At 57.2% G+C, this 15,386-nt stretch carries 18 protein-coding genes and 1 tRNA gene; 11 read left to right on the top strand and 8 right to left on the bottom strand.

The window, feature by feature from the left end; genetic code table 11:
- Nucleotides 1–29: 29 nt before the first annotated feature.
- On the bottom strand, nt 30–242 hold the full coding sequence (locus KW838_RS21420; protein ID WP_218503509.1) for a hypothetical protein: 213 nt from the start codon (nt 240–242) through the stop codon (nt 30–32).
- Nucleotides 243–376: 134 nt separating this feature from the next.
- Here KW838_RS21420 and KW838_RS21415 point away from each other — a divergent pair, with 134 nt between their 5' ends.
- Together KW838_RS21415 and KW838_RS21410 are read left to right on the top strand one after the other, a co-directional pair.
- Nucleotides 377–682 (top strand): hypothetical protein, encoded by a 306-nt coding sequence (locus tag KW838_RS21415; RefSeq protein ID WP_102699307.1) that lies wholly within the window; start codon nt 377–379, stop codon nt 680–682.
- A 165-nt stretch (nt 683–847) separates the two neighbouring features.
- A complete protein-coding gene (locus tag KW838_RS21410) occupies nt 848–1,168 on the top strand; it encodes an I78 family peptidase inhibitor (RefSeq protein WP_218503508.1) in 321 nt (106 codons plus the stop codon).
- 70 nt (nt 1,169–1,238) lie between these two features.
- Here the strand turns inward: KW838_RS21410 and KW838_RS21405 are convergent, their stop codons facing one another.
- Together KW838_RS21405 and KW838_RS21400 are read right to left on the bottom strand one after the other, a co-directional pair.
- On the bottom strand, nt 1,239–1,451 hold the full coding sequence (locus KW838_RS21405) for a cold-shock protein (protein WP_003179963.1): 213 nt from the start codon (nt 1,449–1,451) through the stop codon (nt 1,239–1,241).
- A gap of 292 nt (nt 1,452–1,743) precedes the next feature.
- Complete coding sequence (locus KW838_RS21400; protein WP_102699309.1) at nt 1,744–2,046, bottom strand: hypothetical protein; 303 nt, start codon at nt 2,044–2,046, stop codon at nt 1,744–1,746.
- A gap of 375 nt (nt 2,047–2,421) precedes the next feature.
- Between KW838_RS21400 and thrS the strand changes: the two genes are divergently transcribed.
- From thrS to KW838_RS21355, 9 genes are all read left to right on the top strand, one after another.
- Complete coding sequence (gene thrS, locus KW838_RS21395; protein ID WP_007975710.1) at nt 2,422–4,344, top strand: threonine--tRNA ligase; 1,923 nt, start codon at nt 2,422–2,424, stop codon at nt 4,342–4,344.
- Complete coding sequence (infC, locus tag KW838_RS21390) at nt 4,344–4,895, top strand: translation initiation factor IF-3 (protein ID WP_172435703.1); 552 nt, start codon at nt 4,344–4,346, stop codon at nt 4,893–4,895. The genes thrS and infC overlap by 1 nt, the downstream gene beginning before the upstream one ends.
- 60 nt (nt 4,896–4,955) lie before the next feature.
- Entirely contained in the window at nt 4,956–5,150 is a 195-nt protein-coding gene (rpmI, locus tag KW838_RS21385) for a 50S ribosomal protein L35 (RefSeq protein WP_002553160.1), read from the top strand.
- Between the two features lie 28 nt (nt 5,151–5,178).
- Nucleotides 5,179–5,535, top strand: a complete 357-nt coding sequence (gene rplT, locus KW838_RS21380) for a 50S ribosomal protein L20 (protein WP_007905879.1) — start codon at nt 5,179–5,181, stop codon at nt 5,533–5,535.
- 109 nt (nt 5,536–5,644) lie between these two features.
- Entirely contained in the window at nt 5,645–6,661 is a 1,017-nt protein-coding gene (gene pheS / locus KW838_RS21375) for a phenylalanine--tRNA ligase subunit alpha (protein WP_007975711.1), read from the top strand.
- Between the two features lie 26 nt (nt 6,662–6,687).
- Nucleotides 6,688–9,066, top strand: a complete 2,379-nt coding sequence (gene pheT / locus KW838_RS21370; RefSeq protein ID WP_218503507.1) for a phenylalanine--tRNA ligase subunit beta — start codon at nt 6,688–6,690, stop codon at nt 9,064–9,066.
- Nucleotides 9,067–9,069: 3 nt separating this feature from the next.
- Nucleotides 9,070–9,372, top strand: a complete 303-nt coding sequence (ihfA, locus tag KW838_RS21365) for an integration host factor subunit alpha (protein WP_002553164.1) — start codon at nt 9,070–9,072, stop codon at nt 9,370–9,372.
- Nucleotides 9,353–9,709, top strand: a complete 357-nt coding sequence (locus KW838_RS21360; protein WP_003179985.1) for a MerR family transcriptional regulator — start codon at nt 9,353–9,355, stop codon at nt 9,707–9,709. The genes ihfA and KW838_RS21360 overlap by 20 nt, the downstream gene beginning before the upstream one ends.
- Nucleotides 9,710–9,798: 89 nt before the next feature.
- Nucleotides 9,799–9,875, top strand: a tRNA-Pro gene (locus KW838_RS21355).
- 845 nt (nt 9,876–10,720) lie between these two features.
- On the opposite strand, the gene KW838_RS21350 is transcribed toward KW838_RS21355, so the two are convergent.
- The 5 genes from KW838_RS21350 to KW838_RS21330 form a co-directional block, all read right to left on the bottom strand.
- Nucleotides 10,721–12,196, bottom strand: coding sequence for a DUF1254 domain-containing protein (locus KW838_RS21350; protein WP_218503506.1), 1,476 nt, complete (start codon nt 12,194–12,196; stop codon nt 10,721–10,723).
- Between the two features lie 198 nt (nt 12,197–12,394).
- Nucleotides 12,395–12,853: a DUF6130 family protein gene (locus KW838_RS21345; RefSeq protein ID WP_218503505.1), complete on the bottom strand. Its 459-nt coding sequence runs from the start codon at nt 12,851–12,853 to the stop codon at nt 12,395–12,397.
- A gap of 426 nt (nt 12,854–13,279) precedes the next feature.
- Nucleotides 13,280–13,621, bottom strand: coding sequence for a hypothetical protein (locus KW838_RS21340; protein WP_218503504.1), 342 nt, complete (start codon nt 13,619–13,621; stop codon nt 13,280–13,282).
- A gap of 104 nt (nt 13,622–13,725) precedes the next feature.
- Nucleotides 13,726–14,541 carry a CoA ester lyase gene (locus KW838_RS21335; RefSeq protein WP_218503503.1) on the bottom strand — a complete coding sequence of 272 codons (816 nt, stop codon included), beginning with the start codon at nt 14,539–14,541 and terminating at the stop codon, nt 13,726–13,728.
- On the bottom strand, nt 14,538–15,380 hold the full coding sequence (locus KW838_RS21330; protein WP_218503502.1) for a MaoC family dehydratase N-terminal domain-containing protein: 843 nt from the start codon (nt 15,378–15,380) through the stop codon (nt 14,538–14,540). Before KW838_RS21330 ends, KW838_RS21335 begins: the two co-directional genes overlap by 4 nt.
- Nucleotides 15,381–15,386: the final 6 nt, after the last annotated feature.

Raw genomic sequence — 15,386 nt, 5'->3', positions numbered from 1 at the left:
CCATGCCCCGCAGGTGCCTGCTGCGGGGTTCACTCCCGTCCACTGTCAGTTTCGGGCTTCTGGTCCGACAGATGCTTCTCGAAAATCTGCTCGATGAACGATTGGGCGGCTTCGGTTCCCAGGTCCCTGACCAGCAGGTCGATACCGATAATGGCAAGCTCTTCCGTGCTGCTTGGACTGTAGGAGCTGTGGCCGTCCTGCCACTTGGCCTTGATGTCGGCGTCGATGCTTACGGTGGTCATGATGGCACTCGTGAAGTCGGGGGGAAGTCTGAGTGCCGAGTTAACCATTTTGCGGGGCTTTTGACACGTCGACTTAGGCATGAAAGAAGGGCTATGCGACACTTGGTCTCTGTCGAATTTTCAAGGAGCACGCTGTGCAGATCGATTTGAACTCCCCGGATGGCTTGACCCTCGAGTCGGTGCGTCAGTTGCTGGCCGGCGCCAGTGACGATGAGCACACCCAGTTGCGGGTCACCAAGGGAGGCATTGCCTATATCTCCTCGGGTGTCGTGGGCGGTACCGATATCGACGGTTTGTTGTTCCGGCTCGAAACCTGGGCCAAGGGCTCCGGTTATGTCGGACGGGTCGCGGCCAGCGATGAAGTCTGGGTCATGCAGATCTTCAATGCCTTGAAAGAGAACTGGCCCAATCCGCCTTACGACTACATCGACGTCTATTGAGCGTTGTTCATATTCAGTCACGATTCAGTGATTAATGGGAGGGCGGCGCTCAGGCAGAATCGCGGCTCGTCCGGATTGCGGGCAGGGTGCTGGCACTGCCTGTGAAACCAAACGCCAGTCTGGTTGTCGCACGATCTCAGCTTAATCATTGAATAAGGAGGCTTCATGCCTTGGAAGCTCGCGTCATTGGGTACTTTGCTGGCCGTTGCCACGCTGGCCGGTTGCAGCACTGCCTCTACGGAGTCGGCAAACGCGGATGTTACGACGACTGACACGGGTCACAGCCGCTGTGAAGCGAAGGCTGCCGAGTTCACCATCGGCAAACAGGCATCGCCGCAACTGCTTGAGCAGGCACGTACCCGCGCAGGGGCGCAAAGCGCGCGGTTCCTGCTGCCAACCGATATGGTGACGCTGGAGTACCGTTCCGATCGCCTGAACCTGAACACCGATGCCGGCAGGGTGGTCACCCGGGTCAACTGCGGCTGATCCCCAGGCTTTTGTTTCACCCATAAAAAACCCCGTCACATGGACGGGGTTTTTTTAGTGCGCCTGGAAATTACTCTGGGCGAACTTGAGCAGCTTGCATACCCTTTTGGCCTTTCTCAGCCACGAAGGAAACAGTCTGGCCTTCTTTCAGGCTTTTGAAACCGTCGCTTTCGATAGCTTTGAAGTGTACGAACAGGTCGTCACCGCCACCTTGAGGAGTGATGAAGCCGAAGCCTTTTTCATCGTTGAACCATTTAACGGTGCCGGTTTGGCGATTAGACATGGTGTATCTCCAAGAAACATATATTTTCAGTAGTACTGTGCTGCTCAGGCCAACTGGGCACACCCGAGTATCATAGTCGAAATGTTCGGTTTGGGACCCCCCCGGACGCGCTGTTTGCCAGCCAGTCGTATTTTCTTTGTGTCCTTTAGCGGCTGAAAGCCCCGTACTATAAGGCTTTCAGCCGAAACTCAAGGCGATAAAAAAAGCTGAAAAACCTGAATAAATTGTACGAAAGGACCTGTTTCAACCGCTTTTTAACAGTATTTCAGGGGCTGGAAGCGCGGGGGCGGGCTTATTTCTGCTCTTTTTTGGTGGCCTTGCAGGCTGCAATTTTGTTCAGTGCCTGTTGCTTCAATGTGTCGCTGGCCGTGTTGTTCATCAGGGCCTGAATATCGGCGGCAGGGTACGATTTGATGGCATCGGCACCGCAGGCGCAGTGGGACTTCGCTGCTGGCGTACCAATCTTCTCGGCAGCGGCAGGAACGCACTGAGCCATGTATTTCTCTCGTTCGCCTTTCGGCCATTCTGCATGGGCGGCCAGTGGCAGCAGGAGAACGACGGGGGCGACTACGGCGAACAAACGATTCAGACGCATGCTGAGATACTCCTTGTGGGTCAGATATCTTGATATCTGAGGGCGATAGTGCACTTCAAGTTCAGCACTCTGGCATAAAAACAGCCAATTTACCCTGCAGCAAAACCTGTGCACGGTGGCAACCGTTCATCTGTGCTAGCATGCCCCGCTCGGGCGTTTGCAGGCTCCGACGGACCTTCAGTCCCGGTGGCGGCAGATGCACGATTAACCCTGATTTGAATCCCAGTCACTCTGGTTCGGTTTTCCGGTTGGCCGCAAGGCTCCTGCCGCTGTAAGGCAGGCGTTCGTCATTGAATGGCCTGGACCGGATCTTGTACTGGCTCATCCCAACCCACGTGACCTTTGGTAGGGGTCACCACTAGGAGAGGAGGCGCCATGCCAACTATTACTCTTCCCGACGGCAGTCAACGTTCATTCGATCACCCGGTTTCCGTAGCCGAGGTCGCCGCATCCATCGGTGCTGGCCTGGCCAAGGCCACCGTTGCGGGCAAGGTCGATGGCAAGCTGGTCGACGCCAGCGACATCATCGACAGCGACGCGTCGCTGCAAATCATCACGCCAAAGGATGAAGAGGGGCTGGAGATCATTCGCCACTCTTGCGCCCACCTGGTTGGCCATGCGGTCAAGCAGTTGTACCCGACCGCCAAAATGGTCATCGGTCCGGTCATCGACGAAGGTTTCTATTACGACATCGCCTTCGAGCGTCCTTTTACTCCGGACGACCTGGCGGCGATCGAACAGCGCATGCAGCAGCTGATCGAGAAAGATTACGACGTGATCAAGAAAGTCACTCCGCGCGCCGAAGTGATCGAAGTGTTCAAGGCCCGTGGCGAAGACTACAAGTTGCGCCTGGTCGAGGACATGCCGAACGAACAGGCCATGGGCCTGTACTATCACGAAGAATACGTCGACATGTGCCGCGGTCCGCACGTGCCGAACACCCGCTTCCTGAAATCCTTCAAGCTGACCAAGCTGTCCGGCGCCTACTGGCGTGGCGATGCCAAGAACGAGCAATTGCAGCGCGTCTACGGCACCGCATGGGCAGACAAGAAGCAACTGGCGGCTTACATCCAGCGCATCGAAGAAGCCGAAAAACGCGACCACCGCAAGATCGGCAAGCGCCTGGGCCTGTTCCACACCCAGGAAGAATCGCCGGGCATGGTGTTCTGGCACCCGAACGGCTGGACTTTGTACCAGGTGCTCGAGCAGTACATGCGCAAGGTTCAGCGCGACAACGGCTATCTCGAAATCAAGACGCCGCAAGTCGTTGACCGCAGCCTGTGGGAGAAATCCGGGCACTGGGCCAACTATGCCGACAACATGTTCACCACCCAGTCGGAAAACCGCGACTACGCGATCAAGCCAATGAACTGCCCTTGCCACGTGCAGGTGTTCAACCAGGGCCTGAAGAGCTACCGCGAGCTGCCGATGCGCCTGGCCGAATTCGGTGCCTGCCACCGTAACGAGCCATCGGGTGCCTTGCACGGCATCATGCGTGTGCGCGCGTTCACCCAGGACGACGCCCACATCTTCTGCACCGAAGAGCAGATGCAGGCCGAGTCCGCCGCGTTCATCAAGCTGACCATGGACGTCTACGCCGATTTCGGCTTTAAAGATGTCGAGATGAAGCTGTCCACTCGTCCGGAAAAACGCGTCGGTTCCGACGAGCTTTGGGATCGCGCCGAAGCGGCACTGGCCGCAGCCCTTGATAGCGCGGGCCTGCCGTACGATCTGCAGCCGGGCGAGGGTGCGTTCTACGGTCCGAAGATCGAGTTCTCGTTGAAAGATTGCCTCGGTCGCGTCTGGCAATGTGGTACTCTGCAGCTCGATTTTAACCTGCCTGTGCGTCTGGGAGCCGAATACGTCTCCGAAGACAACAGTCGCAAGCACCCGGTGATGTTGCACCGGGCGATCCTGGGGTCCTTCGAGCGGTTCGTCGGAATCCTGATCGAGCACTACGAGGGCGCGTTCCCTGCGTGGCTGGCTCCGACCCAGGCAGTGGTGATGAATATCACTGATAAACAGGCTGATTTTGCCGCCGAAGTGGAAAAAACTCTCAACGAAAGCGGGTTTCGTGCCAAGTCTGACTTGAGAAATGAAAAGATCGGCTTTAAAATCCGCGAGCATACTTTGCTCAAGGTTCCTTATCTCTTGGTTATCGGAGATCGGGAAGTCGAGATGCAGACTGTCGCTGTGCGTACTCGTGAAGGTGCTGACCTGGGCTCGATGCCCGTCGCCCAGTTCGCTGAGTTCCTCGCCCAAGCGGTTTCCCGGCGTGGTCGCCAAGATTCGGAGTAATTATTATTAAGCGTGAAATGAGACAAGATAAACGAACTGCACCGAAAGCCCCGATCAACGAGAATATCTCGGCACGCGAGGTTCGGTTAATTGGGGCTGAAGGTGAACAGCTCGGGATTGTGTCAATCGAAGACGCGCTTCTTAAGGCTGAAGAGGCCAAGCTGGATCTGGTGGAGATTTCCGCCGATGCAGTACCACCTGTTTGCAAACTGATGGACTACGGCAAATCGATCTTCGAAAAGAAGAAACAGATTGCTGCGGCCAAGAAAAACCAGAAGCAGATTCAGGTTAAAGAAATCAAGTTTCGTCCAGGGACGGAGGAAGGGGATTACCAGGTAAAACTGCGCAACCTGGTACGTTTCCTGAGTGACGGGGACAGGGCCAAGGTATCCTTGCGATTCCGCGGCCGTGAGATGGCCCACCAGGAGCTGGGGATGGAACTCCTCAAGCGAGTTGAAGGTGACTTGCTCGAGTACGGTTCGGTCGAACAGCATCCTAAGATGGAAGGACGCCAGCTGATCATGGTCATCGCCCCGAAAAAGAAGAAGTAATCAACAGGGCACGGCAGGCCTTCTGATTATGTTTATCAACTGAATGCGGAGTATCCGAACATGCCAAAAATGAAGACCAAAAGTGGTGCTGCTAAGCGGTTTCTGAAAACTGCTAACGGTATCAAGCACAAGCACGCTTTCAAGAGCCACATCCTGACCAAAATGTCGACCAAGCGTAAGCGTCAACTGCGCGGTAGCAGCTTGCTGCATCCGTCTGACGTGGCAAAAGTCGAGCGCATGCTGCGCCTTCGTTAATTTTAGTCAAGAATAGAGGAAGTAACTCATGGCTCGTGTAAAGCGTGGCGTCATTGCCCGTAAGCGTCACAAAAAAATTCTGAAACTTGCTAAAGGCTACTACGGCGCACGCTCCCGCGTATTCCGTGTTGCCAAGCAAGCGGTAATCAAGGCAGGCCAATACGCCTACCGTGACCGTCGTCAGAAAAAACGTCAGTTCCGCGCTCTGTGGATCGCTCGTATCAACGCTGGTGCTCGTATCAACGGTCTGTCCTACAGCCGTTTCATCGCCGGCCTGAAAAAAGCGTCCATCGAGATCGACCGTAAGGTTCTGGCTGATCTGGCAGTGAACGAAAAAGCGGCGTTTGCTGCGATTGTCGAGAAAGCTAAAGCCACCTTGGCTTAAGTACCCCCGACAGTCACCCGGCCTCGCATCTGTGGGGCCAGGTGTTAAACGTCATAAATAGGGGAAGAGCCTTCAAGCTCTTCCCCTATTTTGTATCTGGAGTCTGTACATGGAAAACCTGGATGCGCTCGTCTCTCAAGCACTAGAGGCTGTGCAAAGCGCTGAAGATATCAATGCCCTGGAGCAAATCCGGGTTCACTACCTTGGCAAGAAGGGTGAATTGACTCAGGTGATGAAGACCCTGGGGAATTTGCCGGCAGAAGAGCGTCCGCAGGTCGGTGCGCTGATCAACGTTGCCAAGGAGCGTGTCACAGAGGTCCTTAATGCGCGCAAGGCATTGTTTGAAGAAGCCGATCTGGCTGCCAAACTCTCCGCCGAGTCCATTGACGTGACCCTGCCTGGCCGTGGTCAGACCTCCGGTGGTCTGCATCCGGTTACCCGCACTCTGGAACGCGTCGAACAGTTCTTCACCCGTATCGGCTACGGCATCGCCGAAGGCCCTGAGGTCGAAGACGACTATCACAACTTCGAAGCGCTCAACATCCCAGGCCATCACCCGGCCCGGTCGATGCATGACACCTTCTATTTCAATGCGAACATGCTGTTGCGCACCCATACCTCGCCGGTACAGGTCCGCACCATGGAGTCCAAGCAGCCGCCGATCCGTATCGTCTGCCCAGGCCGCGTCTACCGCAGCGACTCCGATATCACCCACTCGCCGATGTTCCACCAGGTCGAAGGCCTGCTGATCGATCGCGACATCAATTTCGCCGACCTCAAAGGCACCATCGAAGAGTTCCTGCGGGTGTTCTTCGAAAAGGAACTGGCGGTGCGTTTCCGTCCTTCGTACTTCCCGTTCACCGAGCCCTCCGCTGAAGTCGACATGGAATGCGTGATGTGCAGCGGTAAAGGCTGCCGCGTCTGCAAGCAGACCGGCTGGCTGGAAGTGATGGGCTGCGGCATGGTTCACCCGAACGTGCTGCGCATGTCCGGTATCGACCCGGAAGAGTTCTCGGGCTTTGCCTTCGGCATGGGCGTTGAGCGTCTGGCCATGCTGCGTTACGGCGTGAACGACTTGCGTCTGTTCTTCGACAACGACTTGCGGTTCCTCGCGCAATTTCGCTAGTCGTAACGAATTCTTAGGAGAGCAGGATGAAATTCAGTGAACAATGGCTGCGTGGCTGGGTTAGCCCGCAGGTAAGTCGCGACGAGCTGGTTGCTCGTCTGTCGATGGCCGGTCTTGAGGTCGATAGCGTTACGCCGGCCGCCGGTGTTTTCAGTGGCGTGGTGGTTGGCGAGGTGCTGAGCACCGAGCAGCACCCGGACGCCGACAAGCTGCGCGTGTGCCAGGTCAGCAACGGTTCGGAAACCTTCCAGGTGGTTTGCGGTGCGCCCAACGTGCGCCCGGGCCTGAAGATTCCTTTCGCCATGATCGGCGCCGAGTTGCCAGGTGACTTCAAGATCAAGAAGGCCAAGCTGCGTGGCGTTGAATCCAACGGCATGCTGTGCTCGCAATCCGAGCTGCAGGTCGGTGAAGGTGACGACGGTCTGATGGAACTGCCGGCCGATGCGCCGGTGGGCAAGGATTTCCGCGTTTACCTGGACCTGGAAGATGCCAGCATCGAGGTCGACCTGACCCCGAACCGTGGCGACTGCCTGTCCCTGGCCGGTCTGGCTCGTGAAGTCGGCGCGCTGTATGCCGCTCCAGTCACCCGTCCGGTAGTGGCTTCGGTGCCTGCCGCCCACGACGAAGTGCGTTCGGTAGAAGTGCTGGCGCCGGCCGCGTGCCCGCGTTATCTGGGTCGTGTGATCCGTAACGTCGACCTGTCCAAGCCTACGCCGCTGTGGATGGTAGAGCGTCTGCGTCGCGCCGACGTGCGCAGCATCGATGCTGCCGTCGACATCACCAACTACGTGATGCTGGAGCTGGGTCAGCCACTGCACGCCTTCGATCTCGCCGAAATCAACGGCGGCATCCGTGTGCGCATGGCCGAAGACGGCGAGAAGCTGGTGCTGCTCGACGGTCAGGAAGTCAGCCTGCGCAGCGATACGCTGGTGATTGCCGACCACTCCCGCGCACTGGCAATCGCCGGCGTCATGGGTGGCGAGCACAGCGGTGTGTCCGCGACCACCCGTGATGTGTTCCTGGAAAGTGCCTTCTTCGACCAGATCGCCGTGGCAGGCAAGGCCCGTTCCTATGGCCTGCACACCGATGCATCCCATCGCTATGAGCGTGGCGTGGACTGGCAACTGGCCCGCGAGGCCATGGAGCGCGCGACTGGCTTGCTGCTGGAAATCACCGGTGGTGAAGCGGGTCCGATCATCGAGACCGTCAGCGAACAGCACCTGCCGAACATTGCTCCGGTCACCCTGCGTGCCCAGCGCATTACCCAGATGCTGGGTATGGAAATGGATTCGGCTGAAGTGGAGCGCCTGCTCAATGCCTTGGGCCTGACCATTACTGCCGACGGGGCAGGGCAGTGGCGTGTAGAAGTGCCAAGCCATCGCTTCGATATCAGCCTGGAAGTCGACCTGATCGAAGAGCTGGCACGCCTGTACGGCTACAACCGTCTGCCGGTTCGCTATCCGCAAGCGCGTCTGGCGCCGCAAGCCAAGGCCGAAGCCCGTAGCGACCTGCCTGAACTGCGCCGCCTGCTGGTTGCCCGTGGGTATCAGGAAGCAATTACCTACAGCTTCATCGATCCGAAACAGTTCGAACTGTTTAATCCGGGTGTTGAGCCGTTGCTGCTCGCCAATCCGATCTCCAATGACATGGCCGCCATGCGTTCGTCCTTGTGGCCGGGTCTGGTCAAGGCGCTTCAGCACAACCTGAACCGCCAGCAGGATCGCGTACGCCTGTTCGAAAGCGGCCTGCGTTTCGTTGGTCAGCTCGAAGGTTTGAAGCAAGAGCCGATGCTGGCCGGTGTGGTTTGCGGCAGCCGCTTGCCGGAAGGCTGGGCGCAGGGTCGCGATACCGTCGACTTCTTTGACGTCAAGGCTGACGTGGAAGCGGTACTGGGCTTCGCCGGTGCCCTGGATGCGTTCACTTTCGTGCCAGGCAAGCACCCGGCATTGCACCCGGGCCAAACCGCACGCATCGAACGCGATGGTCGTCTGGTCGGCTTCATTGGTGCGATCCACCCCGAATTGTCGAAAACCCTCGGTCTCGACCGTCCGGTCTTCGTCTTCGAGCTGGTTCTGGCGGAAGTCGCGTCGGGCAAAATGCCGAAATTCCACGAGTTATCGCGCTTTCCTGAAGTGCGTCGTGACCTTGCACTGATTGCGCACAAAGACGTTGCAGCCACGGCTGTACTGGACGTAATCCGTGAAAATGCAGGCGAATGGCTGACAGACCTCAGGCTATTTGACGTGTATCAGGGTAAAGGCATTGATCCTGATAGAAAAAGCCTTGCAGTCGGCTTGACCTGGCAGCATCCATCGCGCACTCTTAATGACGATGAGGTGAATACCGCAACGCAAAACATCCTCACCTCGCTCGAACAAAGGTTGAACGCCACGTTAAGGAAGTGACGTATGGGGGCTCTGACGAAAGCTGAGATGGCGGAACGTCTGTATGAAGAGCTGGGCCTGAATAAACGGGAGGCCAAGGAATTGGTCGAACTGTTTTTTGAAGAAATCAGGCACGCTCTCGAAGACAACGAACAAGTCAAATTGTCCGGTTTCGGCAATTTCGACCTTCGGGACAAACGCCAGCGGCCTGGCCGCAATCCGAAAACGGGGGAAGAAATCCCGATCACGGCTCGCCGTGTGGTCACCTTTCGTCCAGGGCAGAAGTTGAAGGCCCGAGTTGAGGCTTATGCTGGAACCAAGTCATAACGACGAGCTCCCCGTCATCCCGGGCAAACGCTACTTCACCATTGGTGAAGTCAGCGAGCTGTGTGCGGTAAAACCACACGTGCTGCGCTACTGGGAGCAGGAGTTTCCTCAGCTCAACCCGGTCAAACGCCGCGGAAACCGCCGGTATTATCAGCGCCAGGACGTGCTGATGATCCGGCAGATCCGCGCGCTTCTTTATGATCAGGGGTTCACCATCGGCGGCGCGCGTTTGCGTTTGTCCGGTGACGAAGCCAAAGACGACACCACCCAATACAAGCAAATGATCCGCCAGATGATCGCCGAGCTCGAAGATGTTCTGGTGGTACTCAAGAAATAAATTCCTGCTTTTAAATACTTCCAGTTTTCAAAAGCTTGCGATATATTCTTGAGCGTTCCTCGAGGTGAGGGATGAGTAACACGCCTAGTCGGGGCGTAGCGCAGTCCGGTAGCGCACTAGCATGGGGTGCTAGGGGTCGAGTGTTCGAATCACTCCGTCCCGACCATATTATTTAATGACTTAGCCCAATCTGAGAAGGTTGGGCTTTTTCATGTCTGCGATTTTTACGCTCTACTAGTTAAATGGTAGTGAACTGAGACTTGCTAGCGTCTTGTCGGTTACCGGATAGCTATCAGTGCCAACGTAATTTGCCTCATCCTCCTGGTTCAGTTGACCCGTTCGGATGTGCCGTGGCTTTACGAACAATGCCATCCATAGAACGCGACTGGTTCTGCTCACGACTTGCTTTCGATGTAGGCGTCAGTGAAATAGAGCGGCCTGATCGGTTGCGTCAAATCCAGGCTGACCACCATCCCCCCAGCCTGTCCCTCCAAGTCCCGCCAAGCCTCCTATAGACACATTTTTGATGATTATTGATTTTCTAATCCCCCCTTCAGCCGCTTTAAATGCGCCTTGAGGAAGGTAAGCAAAGACATGTCCTGCCGTTCGCTTTGACGCAAGCTTCAAACGCCGCCAAATCCGCATCTGCAGAGTCTGCGCCTCCTCACCTTGTGTACTGTTTTCCCCGCGCCTTCAACCGGGACACGCAGACGAAGGTTCACACGCCGCATTTCGGTTTTTTCCAGGTTCGAGACTGGGTTAAACCGTAAAAAGGGAGGGATGCCAGGATGCTGATAAAAATCGAAAAAGCGCGGACACCGCAAGATTGGAATGTCTGGATGAACGCGTGGTGCGTCAGGTTTCGCAGCTATGCCGAAGCCCTGGCGTTTGTGAACAGACTGGAAGGCAGGATAAACGCACCACACCCGTTGCCTGTCAGCGAAGACAGGCTTGTATTGGAACGGTAAACCCCCGACAAATGCCGGGGGGCTGCGCGATCTGGCGCGGGTTCTATTTCGATACCACGAGGCCTGCTGGCTTCCAGGTGCCTTCGCCGGCCGGCAGGACTGAAGGTGGCGTCTCCTTGGGCCAATAGAGGCGCATCACCAGGTAAATCGGGCCGTCGGGGGCGGGCAGCCAGTTGCCTTCCAGTGCCTTGCCGGGCGAGGTGCGTTGGATGTAGAGGGTCAGCGATCCGTCGGCATTCTTCTTCATACCGGGCAGCATGGGCGAGTTCAGTAGATAGCGGTCGATCGGGTTCTTGATAAGGAGCTGTGTTTTGCCGTCGTACATCGTCACCGACCAGAACGCATTCACTGGAGGCAGTTGCCCCGCCGGGAAGGTGAGTGTGTAGTTATGCTTGCTGCCATCGAGTGGTTCGCCGGTCGCGGTTGTGCGGGTGATGGGGTAAGTGGCTTCCACGGCATCGTTGCCGTAAATACCGCCTTTGGCCCCGCCCGCGCGCTTCAACCAGTCGCCATTGTAGAAATGGCGGTCGCCAAAGTACGAACCTATGCCCCAGCCATTGACGTTCTTGAGCCCGCCGGACAACCACTTGTCCACCTTCTCGTCACCTTCCTTCATGCCCAGCAGGACAGCGGCCTTGTGTTCGAGCGAGAGGTCCTGGAGCTTGAAGCTCTTGCCCGGTCCAATGCCGATTTTCGCGATTCGAGCCCGAATTTCCCGGTCTTCCGGTGTTGGCGGTACATACTGGAGTGCGGCATCAAGATATTCGAAGAAGTTCTCCTTGATCCCCTTTGTGGTGCTTGGAGGGAAATGGATAACCGGCGATGCAGGCGGCGCCGGTTGCTTCAAGAACGCCGACAGCGGCTGGGCTTTGTAGCCGGACTGCACCTTGACCACATTCGGCATGTCCTTGGGATTGAAGAGCTGGGTTCGGTAGCCCGCGACCGTGAAGGGCGTTGTCGAATAGAAGACTTTGCTGATGCCGGGTGGCATGGAGCCCTTCCAGTCAGGCCCGACCACCATATAGTTACCCGGGCCGTTCCCCGTGGTACGGCTGCCGATGTAGCCGTAGTTGTAAGTGTTGCCGTCGATCAGTTGCACCGAGTAATAACGCTTCTTTTCCACGGCGGGGACCGTGAGCACCATGGGCTCGGCGCGCAGATCCAGCCAGAGGAACGAATAGGGCGTATCGCTGTTGGGCGTGACGATGGCCGTATCCTGGTAAGTGAAGACACGGGGTTCGTTCTTGATCTGGTTGAAGGGGGCCTTGAACTGCGGGCCGCTTTTGTCCACGGCGTACTCATACATGATCGCGTAGTTCATTACGATCGGCAGTCCGTAGATGAAGGCTTCTTCGGCGATGGCTTTCGTTTCCGTGAGGCTGGGTGCGGCGATGCCCTTGGCTGCATCGGCTTTCTCGGCCTGGGCCACGGGGTCGTTCTTGCTGGCACAGCCTGATACAAGCGCCACCGAAACGGCAGCGATGGTGATCCATTTCATGCATGAATATTCCGGTTTCATCCTTTGTCGCTCCTGACCAAGATCCTCTCTGCCCTGGATGTCTTGATCAGCGTTTGAACACGCCGAGACTCCAGCTGGTTTACTGCCGAATCTGAGCGTAGGCCATTAAACAAACCTCCGCTATTGACTGGGGGGCAGCCAATATCGGAGGCAAACTTCTTCGATGGGGGCAAGCAGACAACTGAAGCGAAGTAGCGACTAATGAGGGGCGTCAGCGGGTTTCTTTTCCGGAACGATGAAACGCACTGTCGTACTGGTAAGGACTTTGTGAGTCGGGTCGGCCACTTCAAGAAGAACCTGGTGAGTGCCGGGGGGGAGTCCCACCAGGATAATCGGGTCTTCACTGGTGTGCGCCCATGTACCTTTCCAGTCGTCGACGGTCACGTGCAGGTGCCCGAGGCGGGGTGATACATCAGCCGCCGTTTTACCAAAGACCGGCATGATCCTCGCGTGCTCCGTGCGGTACTGGATAATGACGACTCCGCGGGCAAGGGGCTCGGCAAGCGGCGGCTCGGCAATGAGTCTTGGCGCCGTCTCGGATTCCAGGGGAAGTATTGCCGGTGGGTGGTAGGCGTCTGCGGCTCCTTCACCGCGCGCGGCTGTGCAAAAGATGACCGCCAAAGCAAAGGCCAATGGATTTCTGAGAGACAGGGACATGGGGTTTTTCTCCCGGGTGATCTCATTCAAGCCTAGATCAAACCGAGCCCCAGTCATTGGGTGTTTCAGCCCAAAATGTAGGGTAAGCGAACCCCTAGTTGGGGAATTTTTCACGACTCGAGCAGACCGTTTCAGCGCAATCGCCGGGCCCGGGCTTGACCTGTGCCAAATGGCTTGGATTTTGCTCAGGTACTCATACTGAAGCATTCATTGAATGCGGTATCCGGAGATTCGAGCCATGTGGGCAAAAACTCTGCTTCTCGGCGTCATGTTTGGAATCGGGATCGTTACCAGCGGCTGGGCTACGAGCATGGTCCTGTTTTGGTGCGAGTTGTGTTAACTACCATCCCCTCTGCTTGAGTGGGCTGAGTAGGGCGGGGCAAGCCCCGCTTCTTCATGGTCCCTGGTGGCGGTGTTTGCGATGGCCTATGCCTGAATTCCCATTTCACCCTGTACGGCTTGTAACGCTCGCTCTTCGGTCAGCGGCATTAAAGTTGGCTGCGCGTTACTGGCGTGCGAGTAAAGAAAGTAGTGCCCTGAATCGTCCAACACTATCCGGTGCAGTTCTGATGGCCGAAAGTTGTTACCGATATGAATGCTTTCCTTGATGATCTCGAAAGACTTGATCCCATGCTGTCGCATTGCAGTTTCAAAGGCCTCGTAAAGACCTTCTCTGCGGCCTCGATTGTTTCGAGCATTGAGCTTGAAAAAAACCACCATCAGCACGGCATAGCTGATAAGGAGTATCACAAGGGCGCTAGGGCGCATGCGTGGAGCTCCATGTCCTCTCGATCGCTGTACCTTTCAGTGTAGGCGCGTTCCGGGTGAAATCTTCAGCTCATCCCAAGGTCATGGAGCGTGTTGCCGTTGAGTCAGGTCGCGCGCGCCAGGATCGCCTGTGCACGGCCTATGACAGGCGCATCGACCATTTGCCCATCGAGCACGAACACACCTTCACCCGAACGGGCGGCGTCCATGATGCGTTGTGCCCAGAGCAGTTCCTCCAGACCGGGTTTCAGCGCTTGATGGATAATCGCCACTTGGCTCGGATGGATACATAACGCGCCACCAAACCCCATGTCGCGGGCAAACTGAACGGTGCTGTGCAGGCCGACGGTGTCCTGTATTGACGGAAATACCCCATCCAGCGCCGGAGCGAGACCGGCCACCCGAGTCGCGAGCAGTACTGCGTATCGAGCGTGACTCAGAAACTCTTTGGCGGCAGGGCTGCCGGTGGTCAAATTCAGGTCCAGGCCCAGGTCAAGACTTCCGAATGACAAGCGCTCAACGCCCTGGGCCCGGGCAATCGCTTGGAGTTCGGCCAGGCCCTTGGCGCTTTCGATGATGGGCCAGATCGGCTTTTGGGTATTGGCAGCCGTGAGGACGTGCTCCGCGCTTTCCGCTTTGGGCAGCAAAATACCGATCACGCCAGCGTGTCCTCGACAAAGCTTCAGATCCGCCGCGTGGGCCCAGTGGTCCGGAGCATTGACTCGTACCAGAATCCGGGCTTGCGGATGGTCACTCAAGAAGCGCTCCAGGTTATCCCTCGCCTGTTCCTTGAGGTTCTCCTGCACCGCATCTTCCAGATCGACAATGACCCGGTCCGCACCGGTAGCAATGGCTTTGGGTATGCGCTCCGGACGCGTGGCCGGGACAAACAGGGCGGAGCGAACAATGGAGGTATTCATGGTGTTTCCCCCAAGCTGAACTCGACTTCGCCGATCTGTGCCGTACCGTCCTGATTGCCTGCCCACAGCTGTGCCTTGCCGCTATCGATCAGGCGTCCGCCGACCTCGAAAGGCTGAGGCGAAATCAAGGGGCGGACGCCTCGGAAGGTGAAGCGCTTCAAGCGCGCGTTCGGGTGCGCTTTGGAAAACGCGCGCAAATTCAGCGTGGCGATCAGGGGACCATGCACCACCAATCCCGGGTAACCCTCGGTATCCGTGACGTATGGCCAGTCGTAGTGAATCCGGTGGCCATTGAAGGTGACGGCCGAGTAACGGAACAGCAAGGTCGGGGAGGGGACGACCGGGTCCCGCCATTGGCCTTGCGGGATCGCTTCGGTGCCGCTCAGTTTGGGTGGAGTGGGTTCGCGATAGACGATGTCCTGCTCATCCTGCAGGGCGCGTTTGCCGTCCTGAAAATACTCATGGCGCACCGTGACGAACAACAAGGAACCCGTGCGCCCGTGCTTCTCTTCGACGTTGAGAATGGTTGACACGCAGGTCACGTCAGCCTCCACCGTCAACGGCTGGTAAAACTCGAGTCGACTGCCCGCCCACATGCGGTTGCGATTGTGGGCGGGGGGCAGGAATCCCCCGAGCGCCGGATGACCGTCCGGACCCAGTTCATCGGCGGTAACCGGTTCCTGAAAAAACGCCCAGTGCCACAAAGGCGGCAACGATTCACCCGACCGGGGTGCCGGCTCGCCCAAGGTCGCGGCAATACGTTTGACCAAGGTAAAACTGATCCGGTCCTGGCTTTCCTGACGACGTCCAATCCAGGCTGAAAAATCGGAACTGCTCATATTTAT

The organism is Pseudomonas sp. PDM27 (assembly GCF_019219205.1).
GTDB classification, from domain to species: Bacteria; Pseudomonadota; Gammaproteobacteria; order Pseudomonadales; family Pseudomonadaceae; genus Aquipseudomonas; species Aquipseudomonas laurylsulfatiphila.
Note: the sequence above shows the minus strand (reverse complement) of the source record. Positions and strands in the feature narration are given on the sequence as shown.